This is a genomic window from Vibrio artabrorum (assembly GCF_024347295.1).
GTDB classification, from domain to species: Bacteria; Pseudomonadota; Gammaproteobacteria; order Enterobacterales; family Vibrionaceae; genus Vibrio; species Vibrio artabrorum.
The window spans coordinates 808,788-831,484 of record NZ_AP025459.1; the positions used below are offsets into that span (position 1 = coordinate 808,788).

Consider the following 22,697-nt stretch of genomic DNA (forward strand, 5'->3'; position numbering starts at 1 on the left):
TAATACTCAACAATATAAATAAAGAGAAAGCTATGGCCTCTTTTTTAACAGAAAATTTTTTATTGAGTAATGATACCGCTCAACAGCTTTATCATGAATACGCCGCTCTACAGCCTATTTATGATTACCATTGTCATTTAGACCCTAAGGAAATTGCTGAAAATCGTCGCTTTGACAATATCAGTCAAATTTGGCTTGAAGGTGATCACTATAAATGGCGAGCGATGCGCTGTGCTGGAATTGAAGAAGAACTTATCACAGGGCAAGGTTCTGACTATGACAAGTTCATAGCTTGGGCACATACTGTTCCTAAAACGTTAGGGAACCCGCTGTTTCATTGGACACATTTAGAACTCAGAAATCCGTTTGGCATCAAAGATATGCTATTAACGCCAGAAACTGCTGATAATCTCTGGCACCACTGTAATGAATTACTTGCAACTCCCGAGTTTTCTGCACGAGGGATAATGCATGCAATGAATGTCAAAATGGTTGGTACAACAGATAATCCCATCGATTCTCTGGAACACCATCGAGTTATAGCAAGCGATCCGTCAATGACATGTAAAGTGTTACCAAGTTGGCGTCCTGATCAAGCCTTTAAAATCGAATTAAATGGCTTCAGCCAATATTTGAAACAATTAGGTGATGTAACAGGTATTAAAATCACCCGCTTTACTGAGTTGCTTCAGGCATTAGATATACGTTTACTCCATTTCAGAGCACATGGCTGTCGCGCTGCCGATCATGGCATAGAAACGATGCGTTTTGCTGACATTCCTACAGAGTCGACATTAGATACTATTCTTTCGCGTCGTTTAAACAATGAGTCGCTAACCGAAACAGAACATGCTCAATTTTCAACTGCAGTCCAAGTATGGTTAGGTAAGCGCTATGCTCACCTCGGTTGGGTAATGCAACTCCATCTAGGAGCTCAGCGGGACAATAATACCCGTATGTTAAATCTAGTCGGTAACAATAGTGGCTTCGATTCTATTGGTGATCAAAACTACGCTTGGGAACTGGCTCACTTACTTGACGAGATGGATAAAACCGATGAGCTCCCTCGCACGATTTTGTATTGCTTAAACCCACGAGATAACGAAATGTTGGCAACCATGATTGGTAACTTCCAAGGTGGAGGCATTGCCGGGAAAGTTCAATTTGGTTCAGGTTGGTGGTTTAACGATCAAAAAGATGGCATGCGCCGCCAAATGGAGCAGTTATCACAATTAGGCTTAATCAGCCAATTTGTTGGAATGCTGACCGATTCCCGTAGTTTTTTATCGTATACTCGTCATGAGTATTTCCGCCGAATACTTTGCAACATGATTGGCCAATGGGCTGAACATGGTGAAGTCCCGAATGATATTAGCTTACTTGGAGAAATGGTGAAGGATATTTGCTTTACTAATGCGCAACGCTATTTCGAGCAAAGAGACTAATTGTCTCCCTTTTCTATAAACATGAAAGCTACCGATAACGTATTGGTAGCTTTCAGTGCACAGTCAGTAAAAATTATAGCTAACTCATTGTTACTCCAATTTTTATGTTGATGGTGCCGTTACGGAAATTTGACCATCATCTAGGAGGCTAATGATTCCACGTAGTTCTGAGTTCTTGACGTTACCTGCATGTGAGTGATTGTATCATAGGAGCTTAAAATCATTTCCCCTACTAAAAAAGTAGGGGAATGAGATTAATTAAAATAAGGTTGAATGGTTTCAATACTTCCATCTTCTCGATGAGTTAATTCAGCCATTTTCATACTTCTTAGATGAGTCTGACCACAAGATAAGCTGCTGTCGTGATAGAACAGATAATATTTACCGTTAAACTGCGCAATAGAGTGGTGAGTTGTCCAGCCTAAGACTGGCTCCAATATAATACCTTGATACGTAAAGGGACCATAAGGTGAATCGCTGGTGGCATAGACTATTTTATGAGTATCGCCGGTAGAATATGAGAAGTAATAAGTACCGTTATACTTATGTATCCAAGGCCCTTCAAAGTAACGGCGATCTAGATCACCGGCTTTAAGCAATTGACCATTTTCATCGAGAATTTCAATATCATGCACTTCTTCAGCTAATTCCGTCATAGAGTCGGCTAGTTTAGCTACTTTAGGCTTTAGGGCGGGTTCATCGTCTGAAGGGTAGGATTCTTCTCTCCATTGACCTTGAGTCCAGTGTTGTAATTGTCCCCCCCAAATGCCCCCAAAATAAAGATAATATTGATTGTCATCATCTTGAAAAACGGCAGGGTCAATACTGAAAGTACCTTCTATATGAGTGTCCATTGGTGTGAAAGGGCCTTGTGGTCGATCACTGATAGCAACACCAATATGAAAGATACCTTGATAGTTTTTAGCTGGGAAAAAAAGGTAATACTTACCGTCCTTTTCTGCAGCATCAGGGGCCCACATTTGTTTTTCAGCCCATTTAACGTCTGTAACATCAAGCGCAACGCCATGGTCTGTCACGATTGAATATGGCTGTTCTAATGAAAATACATGATAATCCCGCATCGCAAAATGAGAGCCATCATCGTCAAGCGGCTCAGCAGTTTCGATGTCGTGTGATGGATAAATATAAATTTTACCATCAAATACGTGTGCAGATGGATCTGCTGTATACATATGAGTAACGAGTGGCGAAGAGATTGGTTTTAATGAAGCGGCTCGTTCAACATCTTGTTGATTGACCGCTTCAGCGTCACTGAGTACAGGGAAGTTCAAATGCGTCATGCCTGATTCCTTCATCGAAAAATCTAATAAATAAAAACTACTCTGAAAATGAGAGCAGCTTTGACCGTAAGTTCTATTTGTAGATAAAGCTGTTTACAATGTTCTCCAAATACTCTTGTTTTCCTGATTGTTTGACAGGTTGAATATTGTTATCCATTGCAAACTTGGCCAGATCTCTTAATGACATTTCACCACTTAAGATTTTCTTACCTATGTCTTCATTCCAGCCGGCGTAACGCTGAGCAATGTTCTTAGATAATTGGTCATTTTCAATCATTTTAGCGGCTCGTTCTAGTGATAATGCCATAGTATCCATTCCACCAATGTGGCCGTGGAATAGGTCTTCAGCATCAATAGATGGGCGACGAACGCGTGAATCGAAGTTAAAGCCACCTGTCGTAAAGCCACCTGCTTTTAAGATTTCATACATAACGAGCGTGTTTTCTTCAACGCTATTCGGGAACTGGTCTGTATCCCAACCCAGTTGAGGATCACCACGGTTTGCGTCGATAGATCCAAGCAAGCCGAGAGATGCCGCGGTAGCGACTTCATGTTGGAAGCTATGTCCAGCAAGGGTTGCATGGTTAGCTTCAATGTTTACTTTAACTTCTTGCTCTAGACCGAAGTCTTTTAAGAAACCATAAACCGTAGCGGTATCGTAATCATACTGATGCTTGGTGGGCTCTTGTGGTTTCGGTTCAATTAAGATCGTACCTCTAAAACCAATTTTATGTTTGTGCTCAACCACCATTTTCATCAAGCGGCCTAATTGCTCACGCTCTTGACGAAGGTCAGTATTGAGTAGAGTTTCGTAACCTTCACGACCTCCCCATAAAACGTAGTTTTCACCACCTAGACGTTGTGTTGCACTCATAGCATTGAAGATTTGTGTCGCCGCGTAAGCGAAAACTTTAGGATCTGGATTTGTGCCAGCACCTGCCATATAACGAGGGTTAGAGAATGCGTTAGCCGTACCCCAAAGCAGTTTTAAGCCGGTTTCAGATTGTTTTTGTTCCAGTATATCGACCATTTCAGCGAAGTTATTAACGTATTCCTTTATAGAGTTGCCTTCAGGAGCCACATCAATGTCGTGGAAACAGTAATAAGGGACGTTTAATTTTCTGAAGAATTCGAAAGCAGCATCGGCTTTCATTTTTGCCATTTCCATTGCGTCACCTGTTTGGTGCCATGGGCGGTCGAAGGCAGGATTACCAAAGATATCGTGTCCTTGCCAGCAGAAGTTGTGCCAGTAACAAGCAGCAAATCGCAAATGGTCTTTCATTGACTTACCAAGAATGAGTTTATCTGCGTCATAATGGCGGAATGCAAGAGGCGTCGTTGATTCGCTACCTTCAAATTTTATGGGAGCTATATTTTTAAAAAATTTACTCATGGGAATGACCTTTTACTAATAAGTAAGTAATTAATTACATTCTTACTATCTATTACTTTGGGGGGAGGGCACAATTATGAATTTTTTTTATTTAATTCTGATATTTCTTTTGTTAGGTATTGCTTGTTATCAAATTATTAATAATTTCTGCAATCATGGAGCCTGCAATTTGATAGCCATCATAATTTAAATGCAATCCATCCGGCATTAAATCCTTATTTATAGAACCATCTGGCATAATAAAAATGTCACCAAAATATTCATAATGGTATTGTAATTTTGACGAATATTTAGATAACAGATGATTTACTTCTTCAATTCTGCTTTGGTAGTCATTAATATAATCATCAGGGGCTCTAGGATACAAACCAATGACAACAATATGTGCTGTATTTTTTTGTTTGATTTGAGTAATCAGGTCCAAAATTCCGGTCACAATAGAACGATTGGAAGGATTGTGAGGGAGGTTATTTGTGCCAATTTGCAGTATGATTACTTGAGGTTCGAAATGATCCAATTCACCATTTTCAACTCGCCACATAACATGTTCTATGTGATCACCACCTATACCTAAATTTAATGGGTGATACTTAGAAAAGTATTTGTCCCAAAGATCAGGGACTTCTTCCCAGCGACGAGTTAAGGAATCGCCAAGAAAAACTACATCGATGATATTTTTGTCAGGAATGGACAGGAAACTTTGGTGTTTAGCTAGAAAAGTGTCATCTTTCTTGATTTGTGGTTTGATTTTCATAACAACTCTTAGGGATAGGAGCTGTTGACCTAATGTATTGGTACATTAGGTCAGCAGTTTGAAGTGTTAATAAATTGTTCGTTTTTGATTATCATTAATACCGGACTTTCTTAAAAAATAAGTATTAATAATATCCCGCCATTGCTGAGCACTTTCAAGTTGCTGTATTAATTTTTCACGAACTTGACCAAAGTCTTCTTTGCTTAGTAAATCTTCAATCTGATCCCAACAGTTTAAATAGCCTTCAACTATCTCAACACCCTCAAAGTGACTGTCGTAAATGTGTTGAATAATGGTTTTTCCCGAATGCAACTGATGTGTGTAGGGTAGGTGATGGAAAAACAACACCAATTCATCAGGACAAGTTGCTAGATTTTCGAATTTCGCCTGATTTTTAGGATGGTATTGAGTAACATAAGCCGTACCATCTAAAGTACGGTTTACACCTATCCCCTGACAATCAGCAAAATGGTAAGTTCCCCAACGGTCATATTCGTAGCCATCGACATTAGGACCATAGTGATGACTAGGGTTTACCATCCAACCAACACCAAGTGGGGCGGTATAACTTTCATAAGCTAGCCAAGACGTATTTAGGATATGGCAGATATTATCATTAACTTCTTGGTTGTTGCCAAAGGTAAGGGTTGTCCATTCTTGAGCAATAGATTCAGGTGAAATTTGATTGTCCCACGCAAGGCGACCATAGCTGTAGAAATTTGCTTGAGCTAGTTTGTGACCACACCAATTAGTATTGTCACCGATATTTGAAACAGCTGCGATCCCGCTAAATTTATTTTGATTCAATTCGCCATCAATAAACCGACGAATAGTGCTGCCTTGCCCCATTAAATGAGTATCAAAATTTAAAATATCCTGCCATTGATGGGCGAGATAACAAATATGAATTTGTTGACCGGTATACTCTTGAGCTATTTGAACTTCCATTATGCAGTTAGTATTTGGCATTGCGCCCAATAAAGGAGAGATAGCTTCTCTTACTTGGAAGTCCATTGGACCACTTTTTATTTGTAAAACTACATTGTCATTAAATTGACCATCAAGTGCGATAAAGTGATCATAAGCTGCGCGAGCACGATCCGTTTTTCTATCACGCCAATCTTGTTGACAGTTATAAACGAAGCAACGCCATATTACAGTTCCACAAAAAGGCTCAATAGCATCTGCGAGCATGTTGGCACCATCAGCATGGCTGCGACCATAGCTAAAGGGACCTGGTCGTCCTTCAGAGTCTGCTTTGACAACAAATCCGCCTAGTGCTGGAATATGTTGATATATAATTTCTGTTTGTTTTTTCCACCAGTTTTTAACTTGCTCATTGAGAGGATCACAGGTATCTAATTGAGATAAGGTCATTGGACTAGAAAAATTAATGGAGAGGTACATCTTAATTGCAAATCGCTCAAAAATATCAGCAAGTTTTTTGAGCTTTGGTAAATATTCAGGTGTGATGAGCCTTGATTCGAGAGCATGAACATTTACATTGTTAATCGATACCGCATTGAGACCTACGGAAGCCAACAAGCGAGCATATTCTTCAATACGGTCTAAATCAGTGGTGACGTCATAATTTTCAAAAAAGATCGAATCTCCAGCATAGCCACGTTCAACACTCCCCATGAAATCATCTTTATTCATGTTATCCCAATGGTTGATCATGCGAATTTGGCTTGAGGGGGATGATGAATAATCATTGATACTTTGGTTTAAGGATAAGCGACTAAGTAACTGGTAAAAACCATAAAGTAGGCCTGCGCTATTGGTTGCGACGATGAAAGTTTGTTGTTCGAGAGTCTTGATATGAAAAGCTTCATTTGAAGATAGTAGGTGGAATGGCTCCTGAAATTGAGCGGGCAGTTTATCACGTAATGCAAATACTAATTTGGCTTCAGTTGAGTATTGTGTTTCCAGTTGGATCTCACTATTTATGTGTTGCAGTTCCCGTTGTAAGTTGTTGCCGATTAGAGAATCATCAAGTAACGAAATAATCCCATCAAAATAGATGTTAATACGGTCTTGATCTAGATGAGTAAACCAACAAGGGTCATTATTAAAAGCTAATTTCATGTTTAATTTTCCATTCATATATATCTTTGTGGGTAAATATAAGGGAGGTGGCGGCAGAAAAATGTGATATCAATTAAATTGAATAAATAACATAAAGTAGATATGAGATTTAGCAAATCATTAGTGCTGATCTCATATTGACTTACAATGTTTGTTCATTTCGCTCATTGTTGATCAACAACGCTTTTTCTATTCGAAAAAATGTTGGAGCAGTCCCGTATTTTTATAGCTACAAGATGGAAAGTGTAGGTACGCCAATAGCTTTCCATTTTGGTTCTCGATTCAAATTTGATTTTGGCTTAAGTCACACAAGCTTTGACTACAGTCACACAGTATGGAATAAAACGGACTATAGCTTTGATGAGCCAGTCACCTTGTCTATTGACATAACTAACACAGGTGAACGCGATGGTGCAGAAATTGTGCAATTTTATGCTCTCGATCAAGTTTGCTCTCATGTTTGGTCGCTCATCACAAGAAATAAAGTCTCGACATGCCATAACAGTTTAATCTGGCAAAAAATGTATTACCAAGAGATTGGAGTATGACAACAGTACCTGCGCATCTTTTTTTACAGTAATGAAATACCCAAATTAAGATTAATCGATTCGAAATGAATTTTATAAAAGATAGATGTGCCTTGGATCACATTAACTTTTTTTATTAATTAGAGACTAAAAAAACATAATAGAAAACAGACGGTTTAAAGAGCAATATTTGATTATTCAAAATGATTAGGATAATTGATTATGACAGATTTAAAAGTGATGAGTTGGGGTGAATACCAATTGTTCTCTTTAGTTAATCAACAAGGCACACAAGTTGATATTTCTGACCTCGGTGGTTTAATTGTCAACTTTTATGTTCAAGATCAGCATGAGCAAACCCGAAATATCGTTCTAGGGTACGACACTCCTGATGAGTACCTTGATGGAGCATGCTATTTAGGTTGTGTTGTCGGCCCTTGGGCAAACCGTATCGCTAATGGTCATTATTCAATTGACGATATTGATTTTACACTCGATCAAAATGAAAAATCCAATCACTTGCATGGTGGTTTAGCTAATTTAGGAGCAAAACGCTGGGCTGTCGAAATCGTTAATAATACAACATTAAAACTCGCGATAACACTCGATGCTGATGAAGCGAGTTACCCACATACCATAGATTTTGTGGTGACCTATCACTTGTCTGAAACCAACGAACTCCGTATCTGCTTTGAAGCGATGCCACACGGAAAAACCCCGATTAATATGACACAACATACTTACTTTAACTTAAATGAAAGTGAAGATGTGTTGAATCACAAAATCCAGATCAACTCTGACCGTTACCTAACCGTAGATAGTTGCGCAATCCCATTAACTAAAGTGTCGGTTAAAGACACGCCATTCGACTTTCGTCAACCTGTTCTAATTAAACAGGCTATGGATCTAAACAATAAGCAATTAAAAGCTGCTGGTGGTTATGACCACTGTTGGTGTTTTGAGGCAATCGAATTGCAGGCGAATGCAACTCTTTCAGAAGAAACATCCGGCCTTCATTTGCATGTAGCAAGCGACCAAATTGGTATGCAGTTTTACACCGGTAATTTTTTAAACAAAGAGCCTGGTCGTCATTCACAAATTTATAATAAGCATGCCGGTGTATGTCTCGAAACTCAATGTTATCCAAACCAGATCAACATGGATAATAAGCAAGATTGTATTTATGGCCCAAACAAGTCGTACCGCCATAACGTTGTATATCAAGTACTAACAACTCAATAGATAGAGATAATTATGATTAACATTCCTCAAGTAAATATGGGCATTGTTGCTGTTAGCCGTGACTGCTTTCCGATTTCACTATCAAAGCAGCGCCGTAACAACGTAGTAGCACAGTGCCAAAAAAAAGAGATTAATCTTGTCGAGCTAGAAACGATCATCGAAAACGAAAGTGACATGCTCAAAGCACTCCAAGAAGCGAAAGATAAATCAATCAATTCTCTTGTTATCTACTTAGGTAACTTCGGGCCTGAAGGTCCATTAACTCAAATGGCACAACGTTTTGACGGCCCTGTTATGTTTGTATCTGCAGCAGAAGAGTCAACGGCGTGCTTGAGTAATGATCGTGGTGATGCCTACTGCGGTATGTTAAACGCGTCTTACAGTGCAAACCTTCGCAATATTCGCCCTCATATCCCTCAGTACCCAGTAGGTACGCCGGAGGAAGTTGCGGTGATGATCGGTGACTTTGTTCCGGTAGCCCGCACGATTCTAGGACTAAAAGGTCTTAAAATCTTCAGTTTCGGTCCTCGCCCCCATGACTTTGTTGCATGTAATGCACCAATCAAAGCGCTGTTTGACTTGGGCGTTGAGGTCATGGAGAACAGTGAATTAGATTTACTGGACTTATTTCAACAAGCTGAAGGACACCAAGATATTCCTGGTATCGTTGCTGAGATGGAGCGTGAATTAGGTGATAACAACCCATACCCAGATCTACTCCCTAAACTGGCACAATATGAAGTCGCATTACTGACATTTCACGAGCAAAACTTAGGGGCTTCAAACTTCGGTATTTTCGCTAACAAATGCTGGCCATCATTTGAGAAGTTCTTTGGCTTCGTTCCTTGTTACGTTAATGCTCGTCTTGCTGAGCGTGGTATTCCTGTCGCTTGCGAAGTCGATATTTACGGCGCACTGTCTGAGTACATGATTACTTGTGCTACCAACCACCCAGCCACTTTGTTAGATATTAACAATACCGTGCCCAAGGATATGGTTGAAAACGCCACAGACCAAATGGGCAGCTACACAGAGAAAGACCTATTTATGGGTTTCCATTGTGGCAACACTGCGCCAAGTTGCATGAAAAACTCACAACTTCGTTTCCAAAAAATCATGCACAGCTTGATGGAGCCGGGACTTGAGCCAAATATTACTCGAGGTACGCTTGAGGGCCAAATTAAAGCAGGTGAAGTTACGCTGTTCCGTCTTCAATCTACGGCAGACACTAAGTTACGTTCCTACGTAGCACAAGGGGATATTCTCGATATTGACCCTGAATCATTTGGTTCTATTGCGGTGTTTGCTATTCCTGAAATGCAACGTTTTTACCGCCACGTACTCATTCAGAAACGTTACCCACATCATGCGGGTATTGCTTTTGGTCATGTGGGTAAAACACTTTATCAAGTGCTAGATTTGATTGGTGTTTCTGATATTGATTACAACCAACCTGTACATGAGCGCTACCCAAATGAAATACCAAGTGTTTTTCTTGGTTAATGCCAATGTAAAATAAGTAATGAAAAAGGGCTTTAAGAGTGATCTTAAGGCCCTTTCGTTATTTATTCTATTGAACGAGATGTCTAACACCAACTAAGTACTTTACAGTTGACTATAATAGGATGAGAAAGTGCCGTGCTCTAGGGTATCAAAGCTTAAGTCCAATAAACTTTGAAAGCAAACTGTCGCTTAGTGGAGAGGCCTACCTGTAGCGATAAGAGTTTTGTTAGTCTTTTTGTTCACATCGAAATTCTTTCGGAGTTCGATTTAAATTCTTTTTAAAGACGGTATACATATATTGTAGAGAAGGGTAACCACAAATCTCGGCTATATCAGAAATAGGTAATGATGTTGTTTTAAGTAAAACACATGCTTTATCTAATTTAGAATTATGAATTTCTTGATGAATAGAATGTCCACGCTCTTCTTTGAATCGTGATTCCATATTTGATCTGGAAATTCCGACATAATTTAAAACTTGATCAACTTTGATTCCTTTGCATGCATTTTGACGGATAAAATGCATAGCCTGAATAACATAGGTATCTTTTAATGCTTGATAATCTGAGCTTTGACGTTGATGCACTTTTGATGGTGGAACTAATACACGTTCATAACCTTTTTTCTGATTGAGAGGCGTATTCTCATTTGATTTAGTAGTGATATGTTTGTGTAATATTTTAGCGGCTCGATATCCCATTTCTTTACAGCCTTGAGCGACAGAGCTAAGAGATACTCGAGTTAAATATCTAGCCAGCTCTTCGTTATCGATACCAATTATCGAGACTTTGTCCGGCACCATAAGATTAAGATGATCACAAACTTGTAAGAGATGACGAGCTCGGGAGTCTGTTGCAGCAACAATCCCTGTTGGGGTGGGAAGCATCTGAAGCCAGTCGGCAAGGCGATTCATATCATATTGCCAATTATGGGGACTCGTATCGCTACCTCGATAAATAGAACAGGCGTATCCTTCTTTTTTTATGATTTTACTAAAGGCTCGTTCCCTCTCGGTAGCCCATCGTTTATTGTCAACATCTGCAAATCCATAGAATGCAAAATTTTGTAATCCTTTGTCTTTTAGATGCTTAAAGGCTAGTTCGACTAAAGCTTCGTTGTCCGTCGCAACATAAGGCACATTAGGGTAGTCATTCATATCTTGATAAGAACCGCCTACACCAACGATAGGAATCGAACTGTCGGCGAGTAACGCTGAAATATCAGGGCTATCGAAGTCAGCGATAATCCCATCGCCTTGCCAGGCATGAATGTTTTCAAGGTGAGTCGTAAAATCATCCTCGAGAAAAATATCCCAATCACATTGGGATGCTTGCAAATACTCCCCGATCCCTTCAATCACTTGACGGTCATAAGTTTTGTTCGCGTTAAATAACAAATTGATACGAAATTTTTTATTCATATTTTCGGGGGGCTCTTATCAATAATTTAGCTGGAGTTTATCAGTCGACCTGATTTTTAGGTGTGATCTTGCACACGTTCATGAAATCCCTGAAATTGACTACTAAATAACGTAATTGTAAGGGGCGATCAATACATCAATACTCTCCATCAGTTACAAACTTTCAGCAAAGGCAAGGCAAGCTAGAGCGCTAAAGAGGACAAATTATGTATATTGGTATCGACTTAGGTACATCAGGTGTTAAGTCTATTGTAATGTCTCGTGATGGGGATATTCTTGCTTCTCAAACGATAAAATTAACGGTGTCGCGTCCCTTGGAGCTATGGTCTGAGCAAGATCCTATGGATTGGTGGCAAGCGACATGCGAATCGATTTCTGGTTTGTCGAATCAAGTTGATTTAGCACAAGTGAAAGCCATCGGTTTATCCGGTCAAATGCATGGTGCAACATTGCTTGATGCTAATGGTGATATCATTCGGCCTGCCATTCTATGGAACGACGGTCGCTGCGCAGATGAGTGTCTTCAACTAGAAGCAGAGGTGCCAAATAGCCGATCTATCACGGGCAATATCATGATGCCAGGGTTTACTGCACCTAAGTTAAAGTGGGTGGCTAATCATGAGCCTCAATTATTCGAGAAAATAAATAAAGTATTGTTACCAAAAGATTACTTACGATTCAAAATGACCGGAGATTTTGCCTCTGACATGTCTGATTCGGCAGGTACACTTTGGCTAGATGTTGAAAAACGTGATTGGAATAACGACTTACTTGCTGCAACGGGTCTTTCGCGTCGCCACATGCCGAAACTATTTGAAGGTAATGAAATCACGGGCGCTTTATCTCAAGACGTCGCCGCTCTATGGGGAATGAAGCAAGTCCCAGTGATTGCTGGTGGTGGTGATAATGCTGCCGGAGCCATTGGTGTTGGTATCATAAGTCCAGGACAAGCGATGCTATCACTCGGCACATCGGGGGTTTACTTTGCCGTCAGCGACACTTTTGTATCAAACCCTGAATCCGCTCTACACAGTTTTTGTCATGCTCTGCCAAATACTTGTCACACTATGTCGGTCATCTTAAGTGCCGCGTCTTGTTTACAATGGGTTGCGGATCTTACCGATTTCGATGATGTCGGCAAGATGCTGATCGAGGTGGAAAATCATGCCGATACTTCTTCCAATGTTGTATTTTTACCATATTTGTCAGGAGAACGTACGCCTCATAATAATCCGAATGCAAAAGGAGTATTTTTCGGGATGAGCCATACAACCACTAAAGTTGAATTAGCTCTAGCTGTTCTTGAGGGCGTAGGTTTTGCCTTTGCTGATGGTTTCGATGCTCTTCATGTGACCAAAAACATACCAGATGAAGTTTCATTAATTGGCGGTGGTGCTCGAAGTCAATTTTGGCGTCAAATGCTTGCTGATATTGTAGAGATGCCACTAGTTTATCGGAAAGGTGGAGATGTTGGTCCTGCATTGGGGGCGGCTCGCCTTGCTATTTTAGGTATGGAGCCTAATGCAAGTTTACAGGATGTATGTCCTGTACCAGAACTCGTGCAAAGACACGAACCTAATATTGAAAAAGCGGCTTACTATCGAGCTAAACGTAAGGTATTTCAATCACTTTATACCAGACTCCAGGATCTATTCTAACCAGAAAAGCGTCATGGGCGTTTAGAAGAGATTGAGTTTTAGTACTAGAATTTTTAAATAACATGAGACAATTACCTGAAGTATAGGCAATGTTCTTTATAAAAAAGGCGACAGTGAAAACTGTCGCCTTTTTGATTGCTCGTCCTAAAACTAAAATGGGGAATATGACTGAGGCTGATATTGCCCACATAAATTTTACGTTAAAGGACTATCAACCTAATGCTGCGGCCTGCATGATTAAGCCACAGATATAAGCGCCGTATGTACCCAACGCGTAACCAAGTACAGCCATTAGGATACCGACTGGAGCCAAAGCAGGGTGGAATGCAGCAGCAACGATAGGAGCAGATGCAGCGCCGCCTACGTTAGCTTGGCTACCGACCGCCATGAAGAATAAAGGTGCGCGGATCAGTTTCGCCATCACGATCATGATAACCGCGTGAATTGTTAACCACGTAATCCCAATAAAGAAGTAACCTGGGTTATCGAAGATCGCCGTGACATCCATTTGCATACCAATGGTTGCGACTAGGATGTAAATAAAAGCAGACCCTACCTTAGATGCGCCACTGTGTTCAAGGCTACGTGTTGATTTGAAGCATGAAGCGATGAGTGCGAATGTCGTTACCATTACGATTAACCAGAAGAATCCAGACGTAAGACTGTACTGTGCCAGTTCTGGAGCATTGGTTGAAATCCATGGTGCAATGATGTCGCTAAAGAAGTGTGCTAAACCAGTAAGACCGAATGCAATGGCAGTGATCTTCATTAGATCGGTTGTTGTGGTCGGGCGAGCGTTTTCATCTTGATACTTAGATACCGTCTCTTTTAGATCTTCGATTGATGAAGTATCCGCTTTTAACCATGCATCAATCTTTTTATGGCGACCGGCCATGATAAGCAAGACAGCCATCCAAATATTGGCACAGATAACATCAACCGTAATCATGGCAGAAAACAGTTTGTCATCAACTTCAAATACTTCTTTCATTGCCGCTTGGTTTGCACCGCCACCGATCCAAGAGCCAGCCACCGTGGTTAGACCGCGCCATACATCACCAGAAACAAGATCAGGGTTAATTTGATCGATAATCAGAATCGCTAATGGTCCACCAATGATGATACCGACAGTACCCGTTAAAAACATGATGACGGCTTTAGAGCCTAACCCAAAGATTTTGCGTAAGTCTGCCGATATGATGAGCAGAACGAGTGCACTTGGAAGCAAGTAACGGCTTGCAACAAAGTACAGTTTAGAATTTGAAGCGTCGATGATGCCTAAGCTGTTCAGTAAAGAGGGAACAAAGTAGCAAAGTAACAAACCCGGAACGAACGAGTAGAATTTTTTTAGTGCGCTATTTTGGCTACTTTCCGTGATAAAAACGCCGCCAAGAATTACAGCTAACATGCCCATTATTACAGCATCATTAGTAATCATTATTATTATCTCCTTTTAGGTGGGCGTAAACGCCTCACTTTTTTGAAGTGCAGGACTATACCGATAACCGCTATTGGTTACAAACTGTAACGACAGACATATATTGGAAATATTTATGTTAATTTTATGAGGGTTAAACTTGTGAAGAAGATGATTCCGCCATTGATTTTGTGAATGTAGCATGGTGAATTACAAGGTGAAGCTGGGTATATGCAAGGTGATTCAACCGTGAAAAAACGGACGCCATGAATTGGGGGGAGACATTGGGTGGCTAAAAAAAGCGCATATTAAACCCGCTAACAAAAGAACTTATAATTCGGTGTTATGTTTCAATAATGTAAAATTCAATTCATCTTTACCGATGTATTCACCAATAAAAATAATGGTTAAGTCACATAAATTTTAGAAATTAATTATCTAAACAGGCTTTATATCGCTAGGTTGGCGCTTTTTTAAGCGGATTGTGTTGGCACTTGGAGGTGTCTATAGCAAGTGAAATGGCCCACAATCACTAAATCAGGTTTTATCTCAAACAGATTTAAGGTCAATCAAAAAGGATGAATAAGATGACGTATTGTCCAAAAAAAACGGCCCAAATGAAGGGCCGTTCTTATCTGTAAATGACGCTCTAAATAGACTTAAGGTCGTTAGCGTTCACTTCAACTTTTTGTGCCGAATAATTAAGTGCGATCTGCGAGATACGCTTCGTAGTCAGGAATTTCAATACTCACTTCTTGTTCAAGCAACGAAGAGTTAAACAGGAAATTTGCAGTTGCACGGTTTGTTGCCACTGGAATATTCCACACACTTGCTATTCGCAGCAAGGCTTTCACGTCTGGGTCGTGTGGAACTGCGTTTAGTGGATCCCAGAAGAAAATCAACATGTCGATTTTACCTTCCGAGATAAGTGCGCCAAGTTGTTGGTCGCCGCCCATTGGGCCACTGATCATGCTCTTGATGGCTAAACCTGTTTCTTTGCTTAGTAGAGAACCCGTAGTGCCCGTTGCATAAAGGAAGTGACTTTGTAGTTTTTCTTTATTTTCTGTAACCCATCTTAGTAGCTCAGGTTTAAAGTGATCATGAGCGACTAAAGCAATATTCTTATGCGTTGGCATAGTACGCGTTGTTTTTTGCATGAATGTTCCCTAATTATTGTTCGTGTTTTTTATTGTTATTGAATACTTTACTCAATATAGCATTATGGATTTACGCTGAACACAGGGCGGAACTCAGAAGGTGACAGAGAGTCCGCAATAACTTGATCTTTGAGTGTTGTAGGAGTCAAAGCTTCTATCGTTGGCACGCTGTGTTTTTTATAAGGTTGATCTCGCAAGTAGCTGACGGCTTGTTTTACGGATAAACGACCTTGCGCGACCATCTTATCTGTTGGAGCAAAGAGGACTTTATTTCGCAGTAGCCCCCTGTAAACTCCGTGGCTCAAATAACTCGAAATCAGACCGATGTCATTGGTTTTTCCTGCAGCTCTAAGCTCACTGATCGCCGCTTCAATAGCGACGGCACTGCCAACAATGTATTTTATGTTGGGTTGCTCTATCACTTGTTGGACCAAATTTCTCTGCAGTTCTTTGTCATTATCAGCCCAATAGTTGACCGCGATCGTCACATCACTTGATTGGATTGCATCGTAGAAACCTAATGCGACTGGTTTAGTGCCGCCACTTGCTTGAGGCCCCAACAACAGAGCGATAGGGGTGTTTCCTGATCCTTTAGGGTGTAATTTCGCCAGATATTCACCCACTTGGAAACCCATTTGGTACCAGTCCACCCCCACCGTACCTTTTAATATCTTTTGTTGTTCTGTATTGAGGACCAATTCATTCACGGTCGCAAACACAGGTGTCGAACCAACCCAGTCGCTGAGATTGTCACGGTACGCATCTGGTGAAACTGTGCCTAAAATAATGGCGTCAGCGCCCCATTTAGTGCAAAGCACCAGTTGCGAGGTTTGCTTATTTACATTTGGATATCCACCGGCTTCTAATACTCTTAGTTCAACCTGTTGATTTTCTGCTTCAGAAACCATGCCATAATTGACCGATAGCCAATAGGAGTCTTTTAAATGCGGGTAAATAGCACAGATCTTTTCTTTTTGGTATTTAGAATTTGAAGGTTTGTTTTGGATTGTCTGCTCATTGGCATATGCCGAAGAAGCCAGGATAGCCAGCAATGAAAGAAGATATTTAGAAGCCAAGGGTTTAGAAAGCATGAATTGCCGTTTTATTGGTTTTAGGTAAGAAACACTGCAAAATATAGCGTATTCTGCATGGGTAAAGAAGAACGTTTTAAGGTTTAGGTTTTATGTTGTTAGCTTCAGCAAGTATTGGACGCAAGCTGCTGGCCTCATTTTTAGTGATGGCGATGCTCGTTCTTTTATCTGCATTAATCGGTGTTTCTGGGTTCAGTTTTGTTGCAAAAACGGAAAGAAATGTTGTTGATTCGGCATTGCCAGCGATGATCGAAGCTCGTCAGGTTTCTGAGTTGAGTAACCGTATTATTTCGTCAGTACAAACGCTTTCCAATGCGAGAAATGAAGCCGAAAGAAAAGAGGCTGGTACTGTGCTGTTCGAGCAACTTGACTCGCTGCTTCAGCATATCAAAGAACTTGGCGTCGACAGTTTTGATTCTCAACTCCTCGATAAACTTGAAAACAATGTCCAAAGTGTCATTAACACACTGGCTGAGCTGGGTGTGTCGGTTGAGCGTAAGCTATGGTTAAACAAAGAGCTTTCGTCTCGTGTCGAAGAGATGCGCTTACTTGCTGAAGAGCTCGAACAGCTAACACGAACCCAAGTTTTGAACACGGCAACCATTGCGGTTGCTAACGTGACGCACATCTACGACCTGCTAGAAACCCAACAAACCGATAAAGCATACCAAGCTCTAGATGCGCTTGTTGAGGTTGACCTTGATTTATCTGAGCGTTTGCATGAATTGCATTTGCTGGCGTTCAAAATGCTTAATCAAATTGAAGAAACGCAAACCGTTACCAACGTTGAACGTATTCATCAAATCCAATCTGAATTTGAATCGAACCTAAGAATCATGGCGCGCCGCGTGAAAGCGGTCGAAGATCCTACTCGTTCAGCGCAGATGACTCAGCTTCTTGAAGAGCTAAGAAAGCGCCAAGTCGTTTTCGATATTTCTTTAGAACAATATGAGAACAACAAAAAGTCCGAGTTTTTGATGCAAAATACGTTGCAGTTGTTCTCTCAGTTGAACACTACCGTCAACCAACTTATCGATGACTCGAATTTGAGTACAAAGAAAGCGGTCGATGAGCTGACATCAACGCTGAGTTTGGCGCAATGGTCACTCTCGGTTATCTCCATTGTTGGTCTTGTTATTGTTGCCTTTATTGTGTGGCGAGTCGTGTATATTTCGGTGGTTAAACGTCTTACCGAATACTCTTCAGCCTTAATGTCTATTGCGCAAGGGCGGCTGAACATTGATATTTCGGTTAAGGGTAATGATGAATTGGCTCATATGGGGGAAGCCATCATTACCGCGAGAAATACGGCTCAAGCGTTGCAAGTGGTTGCCGTCGGTGAAGCGAAAGCGAAAAGGGAGCTTGAAGAGCACAAAGAGCATCTTGAAGAGTTGATCACTGAGCGTACTTATCAACTGCAAAAGACCAACCAAAAGCTCAACGTTGAGGTAACGAATCACGCTAAAGCCCGTCGTGCTGCTGAGCAAGCAAGCCGGGCAAAATCGGCTTTCTTAGCGACGATGAGCCATGAAATCAGAACGCCTATGAATGGGGTGCTGGGTACGGCAAGATTACTGAAAGATACGGGGTTAAATCCATTGCAGTCTGGCTACGCCGATATCATTAATCGCAGTGGTAAGAACCTACTTTCGATTTTGAACGACGTGCTTGATTATTCGAAGATAGAAGCGGGTCATCTAGAGATCCGAGTTGCTTCTTTTGATCTTCATCAGATGGTTCATGATACTTATCAGTTGATGGAAGGACGTGCAGCAGAAAAGCAACTCGAGTTTAACTTCCACATTGAGAGTGATGTGCATCGTTACTGGCGTGGTGACGTGACACGTATTAGCCAGATATTGAATAATTTGGTTGGCAATGCGATCAAGTTTACCGATAGCGGGGAAGTGGATATCTTTGTTAGTTTAGATGTCGAGGACCAGTATCGCGTTATGTTTGAGGTGTCAGACTCAGGTGTTGGTATCCGAGCCAGTGACCACCAGTGCTTATTTGATGCATTTAGCCAAACAGACAGCGGACGCAATAAGACGGGCGGCACAGGCTTAGGTTTAGCCATTAGCCAAAGTATTGTATTCGCGATGAATGGCGACATTGGTGTCCATTCTGAAGAGGGCGAGGGGAGTCAGTTTTGGTTCTCTGTTCCACTTGAATTAGGTGAAAAAGTGGAAACTAAAGTGGTGGCTGTTGAAACCTGTATTCGCGCGAAGGTACTGTTAATCGAAGATAATCCGGTTAACTGCATTGTTGCTGAAGGGTTCTTACATAGCCTAGGGCATGAGGTGGTCATCGCGACAACGGGCCAAGAAGCTCGAGCTATTTATAGCGAACAAGCCTTCGACATTGCATTGGTCGATATTAACCTACCGGACTGTGATGGTGTGGAATTAATTCAGCAACTCAAAGGGGGAGTTGTGATGTCGTTAGATATTCCACAGCCGTATGCTCCACCGATGATTGCGGTATCGGCTCATGTTTTTAATGAAGAAGTGGAAAGCTATTTAGCCTCTGGATTCGATGGTTTTTTACCTAAGCCGTTAGAAAAAGAGGCCCTTGCTCAGCTTATCGTGACCCAACTTGATGGCAAAACTTTACTCCTGCCGCAGCCCGAGCCTCACAACTCTATATGTCGCTCAGATGGTACGCTTCAGCAGGACAAAAGCAACGCGTTGTCTTTATCGCAAACTACGAGTGTTATCTCTGATCTTGCGATTAAGGCTTCGCCAACGGAAGATCCAGGAGAAGCGACCGTGAAACTGATTGATACCAATGTCATCAAGGGCGACTTGTCCATCCTTGGTTTAGAAAAAATGAAGCAGATTGTAGGACTATTCGAAGAGAGTAGTCGTGTTACGTTACGTGAAATGGCCGAAGCGAGTAATTTGGGCAATGGTCGTGAAGTGAAATCGCTCGCTCATAAATTGAAAGGTTCCGCCGGCAGTTTAGGTCTGTTGCAACTTTACAATGCATGCCAAGTTATAGAGGCAAGCAGCGATCCACTCATTGAATATCAAAAGAAAGATAGCGAGTTGGCGGCGTTGGTTCAAGCGTCTATCGAGGCGTTGCAAGCGCAGATCTAAACACGGATTAAAGTGGCGTCAGAACCTTCCAGTGAGCGAGCTAAATTAGAATAGAAAAACCGCCAAAGTCGTCGTTCTTAAATGAAGACATTGGCGGTTTTTGTGTAACAGTGCTTGGTTTAATCCCTACTTTTGATGAATACGTGTATTGATGTCAAGTGTATTAGCGGTTCTCAAAGCGGTTGTAATCTAACAGGCCGTATTCAATCGGTTGATTTTGTTGATACCAACGATGAACTCGGTCACTGAACGGCCAGAATTCGCTTGAGCTGCGTCGTACTGCAAACTGATCCAGTAATGCTACATAGTCTGCTTCTGTCTTTAAGTTTTGCAGCGTTTTCACCAGAGTGGGTATCTCGCTCTCGGTTAAAGATAGGTAAGCCGCAGGGTAGCTACCGACAACACCTCGCACAAGCGTCAGGTCATCATTGGCGTAATCACGGTTACTTTCTTCATTAAACAAGCTAGAAATGTTGCTGTGCGCATTATTGTGAATCATGGTGAAAAGCTGTTCTTCGCCGTTTTCGCCCTCTATCATGATCATCACTAATTGAGGGACATGACGGAGGCCTTCTCCCTTGATCAAATTCACTTGGTTCAGCAGTGCTTCATTCTTTCGACTAAAACCGGTTTCGATAATATCAAAGCGATGATCGAGCACAGGCGCGAGTTTATCTTTAATCATATCGAGCAGTTCACGCTTTGGATCAGCAGTTTTATACACCACGTTAGTTGGCTGATCGAAAGGCGCAACGTTGCGTTGTAGGAAGTCACTTAATTGGACACTCTGATTTTTATACCAGCTCGAATGCTCTATGTGTCGGATATCTTTCGGCAATAATGTTAAAAAATTACTTTCACCTTCTAAGCGTAAAAAATCCATAAACATGCGAGTCATTAACTGGTGGCCGAAGTTACCGTACACGTCAAACCCGGCGACCAGTAGATAATGAATACGCTCTAATAATGCGTAGTCTAAGATCCACGCTGTTTTAGGCTGAGGGCCCACTAGTCCTTGGACAACGGAAGCACTGTCAAAGTGTCTGAATATGGTGAGAGCCGCGTTAGGGTTTGTGCCGTTGCCATCCCAGATCATGCTCGTGTCTAGGTGTACGCCACTTTTAAACCACTGGTTGGCGAAGTCTGATTTCGCATTTAGGTATTGCGCTTGTTGTTTTGCGTATCGTACCCAGTTCGTCACAGGTAAGGTGTTGCTTTTGAGTTCACTCGGTAGCTTTAAGTTTTTCTTTTGGCTCGCGTAGAAAGCGTTAATCTCCGGTACATCGGCTTTCTCGGGATCGATGAAGAAAACCCAAAAACGATCGTTAATCACATTCAAGGCTAATTGCCCACGACACACCGGCCCTTTGATAAAAGCCATGATGGTGTTTTGCGCGTTGTCTAACATGAAGTGAAAGCGTGAGTTTACCGGTAGCGCTTCAAATGATGTCATTGGGTTTGCCGAAACATCAATGTTGTAACTAGGAAGTTGTTTTACAACGTAGTTGGCATCAACAAACCAGGTGTTCCACTTTTGTAGACGTTCTTTATTTAACGCAAAAGGCATATGCGTTTTGTCGACGATAGTGCCTTGCTCTGGAATGATTCGATAATAAACACGATCTACATTTGGATCGTCGTAAGGACGGCGCGTTGTGATGCGTTGTACCGCTTCTCCGGGAGGTGTTGCAGAGCGCACAATAGTAAAGAAACGGGGTGGCTGCGCTAAATCAGAAAAATAAACGTGAGATAGAAATAGGTGTTCATAGATGTAGCGAGCTGAAAGTTGGCTTTTATTGTCATTCTTATTTAAAAAGCTTTCGTAGACATTAACGAGCTCTTGTTCTGCTTCATTTAGCGGAATGTGGGCATTCATCAACGCGCCATTTTCCAACCAACTCATTAGAGTCGCGTATTCTGTTTTATCTAAATTCGGCATCCCATAAGGCATTCCCCACGTCGGGTAATCTCTTTCGTATTGAGCATATTCTTCAATCGTTGGACATTGTTGATCGCGATCCGTTGAAAAGTCGAAACCTGTCAGTTGGGGTTGCTCTGGAAGAGGGTGATTCTGTTTCTGCGTCAACAGACGAGAAATCAAACCCGCTTCGAGGTTCGCAGTTGACGTCTGATCCCGCTCGTTCAGTACAGGATGGAAGTCCGCATCGCGCCACCCTTGTGTGGTGAATGCATCTTCAAACAACCGAGTCGGGGCTGATGCCGTTAAACGGGTGCCTTGATAAACGAGAGCCTTGGTCGCACCACGGTCTATGCCTTCCACTGAAGACATCTTGAGTTGGCAAGGAGCGTCATAACAAGCGTGACAAACTACGCATCGCTTATCGATGATGGGTTTTACTTCGTCAATGAAGAACTGTGCTTTAGCGGAAAGAATAGGCGCTTGGCGCTCGCGGACTTGTTGTTCACCAAACAGTTCATCGAAGTTTAAACCCGCGTAGACGGCACAACCTGAGAAGACACTAACTAAAGCTAAAATGAAGAGTTTTTTCAAATTCATACGTATTTAAATATTAAGCATTTTCTCTAATTATATCGAAAATGATTGAAAATGCTCATGTACTAACGGTTTAAACACGAAATAC

General features: G+C 41.5%; 14 protein-coding genes. 5 read left to right on the top strand and 9 right to left on the bottom strand.

Annotated features, from left to right (window positions below; translation table 11 throughout):
• Positions 1–32: 32 nt before the first annotated feature.
• On the top strand, positions 33–1,445 hold the full coding sequence (gene uxaC / locus OCU36_RS17760) for a glucuronate isomerase (protein ID WP_261839832.1): 1,413 nt from the start codon (positions 33–35) through the stop codon (positions 1,443–1,445).
• Between the two features lie 254 nt (positions 1,446–1,699).
• Here the strand turns inward: uxaC and OCU36_RS17765 are convergent, their stop codons facing one another.
• The 4 genes from OCU36_RS17765 to OCU36_RS17780 form a co-directional block, all read right to left on the bottom strand.
• Positions 1,700–2,746: a glycoside hydrolase family 43 protein gene (locus OCU36_RS17765; RefSeq protein ID WP_261839833.1), complete on the bottom strand. Its 1,047-nt coding sequence runs from the start codon at positions 2,744–2,746 to the stop codon at positions 1,700–1,702.
• A gap of 73 nt (positions 2,747–2,819) precedes the next feature.
• A complete protein-coding gene (gene xylA / locus OCU36_RS17770; RefSeq protein ID WP_261839834.1) occupies positions 2,820–4,139 on the bottom strand; it encodes a xylose isomerase in 1,320 nt (439 codons plus the stop codon).
• A gap of 112 nt (positions 4,140–4,251) precedes the next feature.
• Entirely contained in the window at positions 4,252–4,893 is a 642-nt protein-coding gene (locus tag OCU36_RS17775) for a GDSL-type esterase/lipase family protein (protein WP_261839835.1), read from the bottom strand.
• A 66-nt stretch (positions 4,894–4,959) separates the two neighbouring features.
• Entirely contained in the window at positions 4,960–6,981 is a 2,022-nt protein-coding gene (locus tag OCU36_RS17780; protein WP_261839836.1) for an alpha-glucuronidase, read from the bottom strand.
• A gap of 749 nt (positions 6,982–7,730) precedes the next feature.
• On the opposite strand from OCU36_RS17780, the gene OCU36_RS17785 reads away from it, so the two are divergent.
• On the top strand, positions 7,731–8,750 hold the full coding sequence (locus tag OCU36_RS17785) for an aldose epimerase family protein (protein ID WP_261839837.1): 1,020 nt from the start codon (positions 7,731–7,733) through the stop codon (positions 8,748–8,750).
• 12 nt (positions 8,751–8,762) lie between these two features.
• Entirely contained in the window at positions 8,763–10,253 is a 1,491-nt protein-coding gene (locus tag OCU36_RS17790; RefSeq protein ID WP_261839838.1) for an L-fucose/L-arabinose isomerase family protein, read from the top strand.
• Between the two features lie 226 nt (positions 10,254–10,479).
• Here OCU36_RS17790 and OCU36_RS17795 read toward each other — a convergent pair whose 3' ends face one another.
• A complete protein-coding gene (locus tag OCU36_RS17795; RefSeq protein ID WP_261839839.1) occupies positions 10,480–11,673 on the bottom strand; it encodes a XylR family transcriptional regulator in 1,194 nt (397 codons plus the stop codon).
• Positions 11,674–11,879: 206 nt separating this feature from the next.
• On the opposite strand from OCU36_RS17795, the gene xylB reads away from it, so the two are divergent.
• Positions 11,880–13,331, top strand: a complete 1,452-nt coding sequence (gene xylB, locus OCU36_RS17800) for a xylulokinase (protein WP_261839840.1) — start codon at positions 11,880–11,882, stop codon at positions 13,329–13,331.
• A 211-nt stretch (positions 13,332–13,542) separates the two neighbouring features.
• Here xylB and OCU36_RS17805 read toward each other — a convergent pair whose 3' ends face one another.
• The 3 genes from OCU36_RS17805 to torT all read right to left on the bottom strand — a co-directional run bounded on the left by OCU36_RS17805 (position 13,543) and on the right by torT (position 16,996).
• Positions 13,543–14,769 carry a DUF819 family protein gene (locus OCU36_RS17805; protein ID WP_261839841.1) on the bottom strand — a complete coding sequence of 409 codons (1,227 nt, stop codon included), beginning with the start codon at positions 14,767–14,769 and terminating at the stop codon, positions 13,543–13,545.
• Positions 14,770–15,449: 680 nt separating this feature from the next.
• Positions 15,450–15,905, bottom strand: coding sequence for a methylglyoxal synthase (locus OCU36_RS17810; RefSeq protein WP_261839842.1), 456 nt, complete (start codon positions 15,903–15,905; stop codon positions 15,450–15,452).
• 62 nt (positions 15,906–15,967) lie between these two features.
• Complete coding sequence (torT, locus tag OCU36_RS17815; RefSeq protein ID WP_261839843.1) at positions 15,968–16,996, bottom strand: TMAO reductase system periplasmic protein TorT; 1,029 nt, start codon at positions 16,994–16,996, stop codon at positions 15,968–15,970.
• Between the two features lie 92 nt (positions 16,997–17,088).
• On the opposite strand from torT, the gene torS reads away from it, so the two are divergent.
• Entirely contained in the window at positions 17,089–20,094 is a 3,006-nt protein-coding gene (torS, locus tag OCU36_RS17820; RefSeq protein ID WP_261839844.1) for a TMAO reductase system sensor histidine kinase/response regulator TorS, read from the top strand.
• 163 nt (positions 20,095–20,257) lie between these two features.
• Here the strand turns inward: torS and OCU36_RS17825 are convergent, their stop codons facing one another.
• On the bottom strand, positions 20,258–22,612 hold the full coding sequence (locus OCU36_RS17825; protein ID WP_261839845.1) for a fatty acid cis/trans isomerase: 2,355 nt from the start codon (positions 22,610–22,612) through the stop codon (positions 20,258–20,260).
• Positions 22,613–22,697 lie beyond the last annotated feature (85 nt).

Bases quoted from the DNA above. Each gene is read 5' to 3' on its own strand.
- uxaC (WP_261839832.1), top strand. From the start codon at position 33: ATGGCCTCTTTTTTAACAGAAAATTTTTTATTGAGTAATGATACCGCT.
- OCU36_RS17765 (WP_261839833.1), bottom strand. From the start codon at position 2,746: ATGACGCATTTGAACTTCCCTGTACTCAGTGACGCTGAAGCGGTCAAT.
- xylA (WP_261839834.1), bottom strand. From the start codon at position 4,139: ATGAGTAAATTTTTTAAAAATATAGCTCCCATAAAATTTGAAGGTAGC.
- OCU36_RS17775 (WP_261839835.1), bottom strand. From the start codon at position 4,893: ATGAAAATCAAACCACAAATCAAGAAAGATGACACTTTTCTAGCTAAA.
- OCU36_RS17780 (WP_261839836.1), bottom strand. From the start codon at position 6,981: ATGAAATTAGCTTTTAATAATGACCCTTGTTGGTTTACTCATCTAGAT.
- OCU36_RS17785 (WP_261839837.1), top strand. From the start codon at position 7,731: ATGACAGATTTAAAAGTGATGAGTTGGGGTGAATACCAATTGTTCTCT.
- OCU36_RS17790 (WP_261839838.1), top strand. From the start codon at position 8,763: ATGATTAACATTCCTCAAGTAAATATGGGCATTGTTGCTGTTAGCCGT.
- OCU36_RS17795 (WP_261839839.1), bottom strand. From the start codon at position 11,673: ATGAATAAAAAATTTCGTATCAATTTGTTATTTAACGCGAACAAAACT.
- xylB (WP_261839840.1), top strand. From the start codon at position 11,880: ATGTATATTGGTATCGACTTAGGTACATCAGGTGTTAAGTCTATTGTA.
- OCU36_RS17805 (WP_261839841.1), bottom strand. From the start codon at position 14,769: ATGATTACTAATGATGCTGTAATAATGGGCATGTTAGCTGTAATTCTT.
- OCU36_RS17810 (WP_261839842.1), bottom strand. From the start codon at position 15,905: ATGCAAAAAACAACGCGTACTATGCCAACGCATAAGAATATTGCTTTA.
- torT (WP_261839843.1), bottom strand. From the start codon at position 16,996: ATGCTTTCTAAACCCTTGGCTTCTAAATATCTTCTTTCATTGCTGGCT.
- torS (WP_261839844.1), top strand. From the start codon at position 17,089: ATGTTGTTAGCTTCAGCAAGTATTGGACGCAAGCTGCTGGCCTCATTT.
- OCU36_RS17825 (WP_261839845.1), bottom strand. From the start codon at position 22,612: ATGAATTTGAAAAAACTCTTCATTTTAGCTTTAGTTAGTGTCTTCTCA.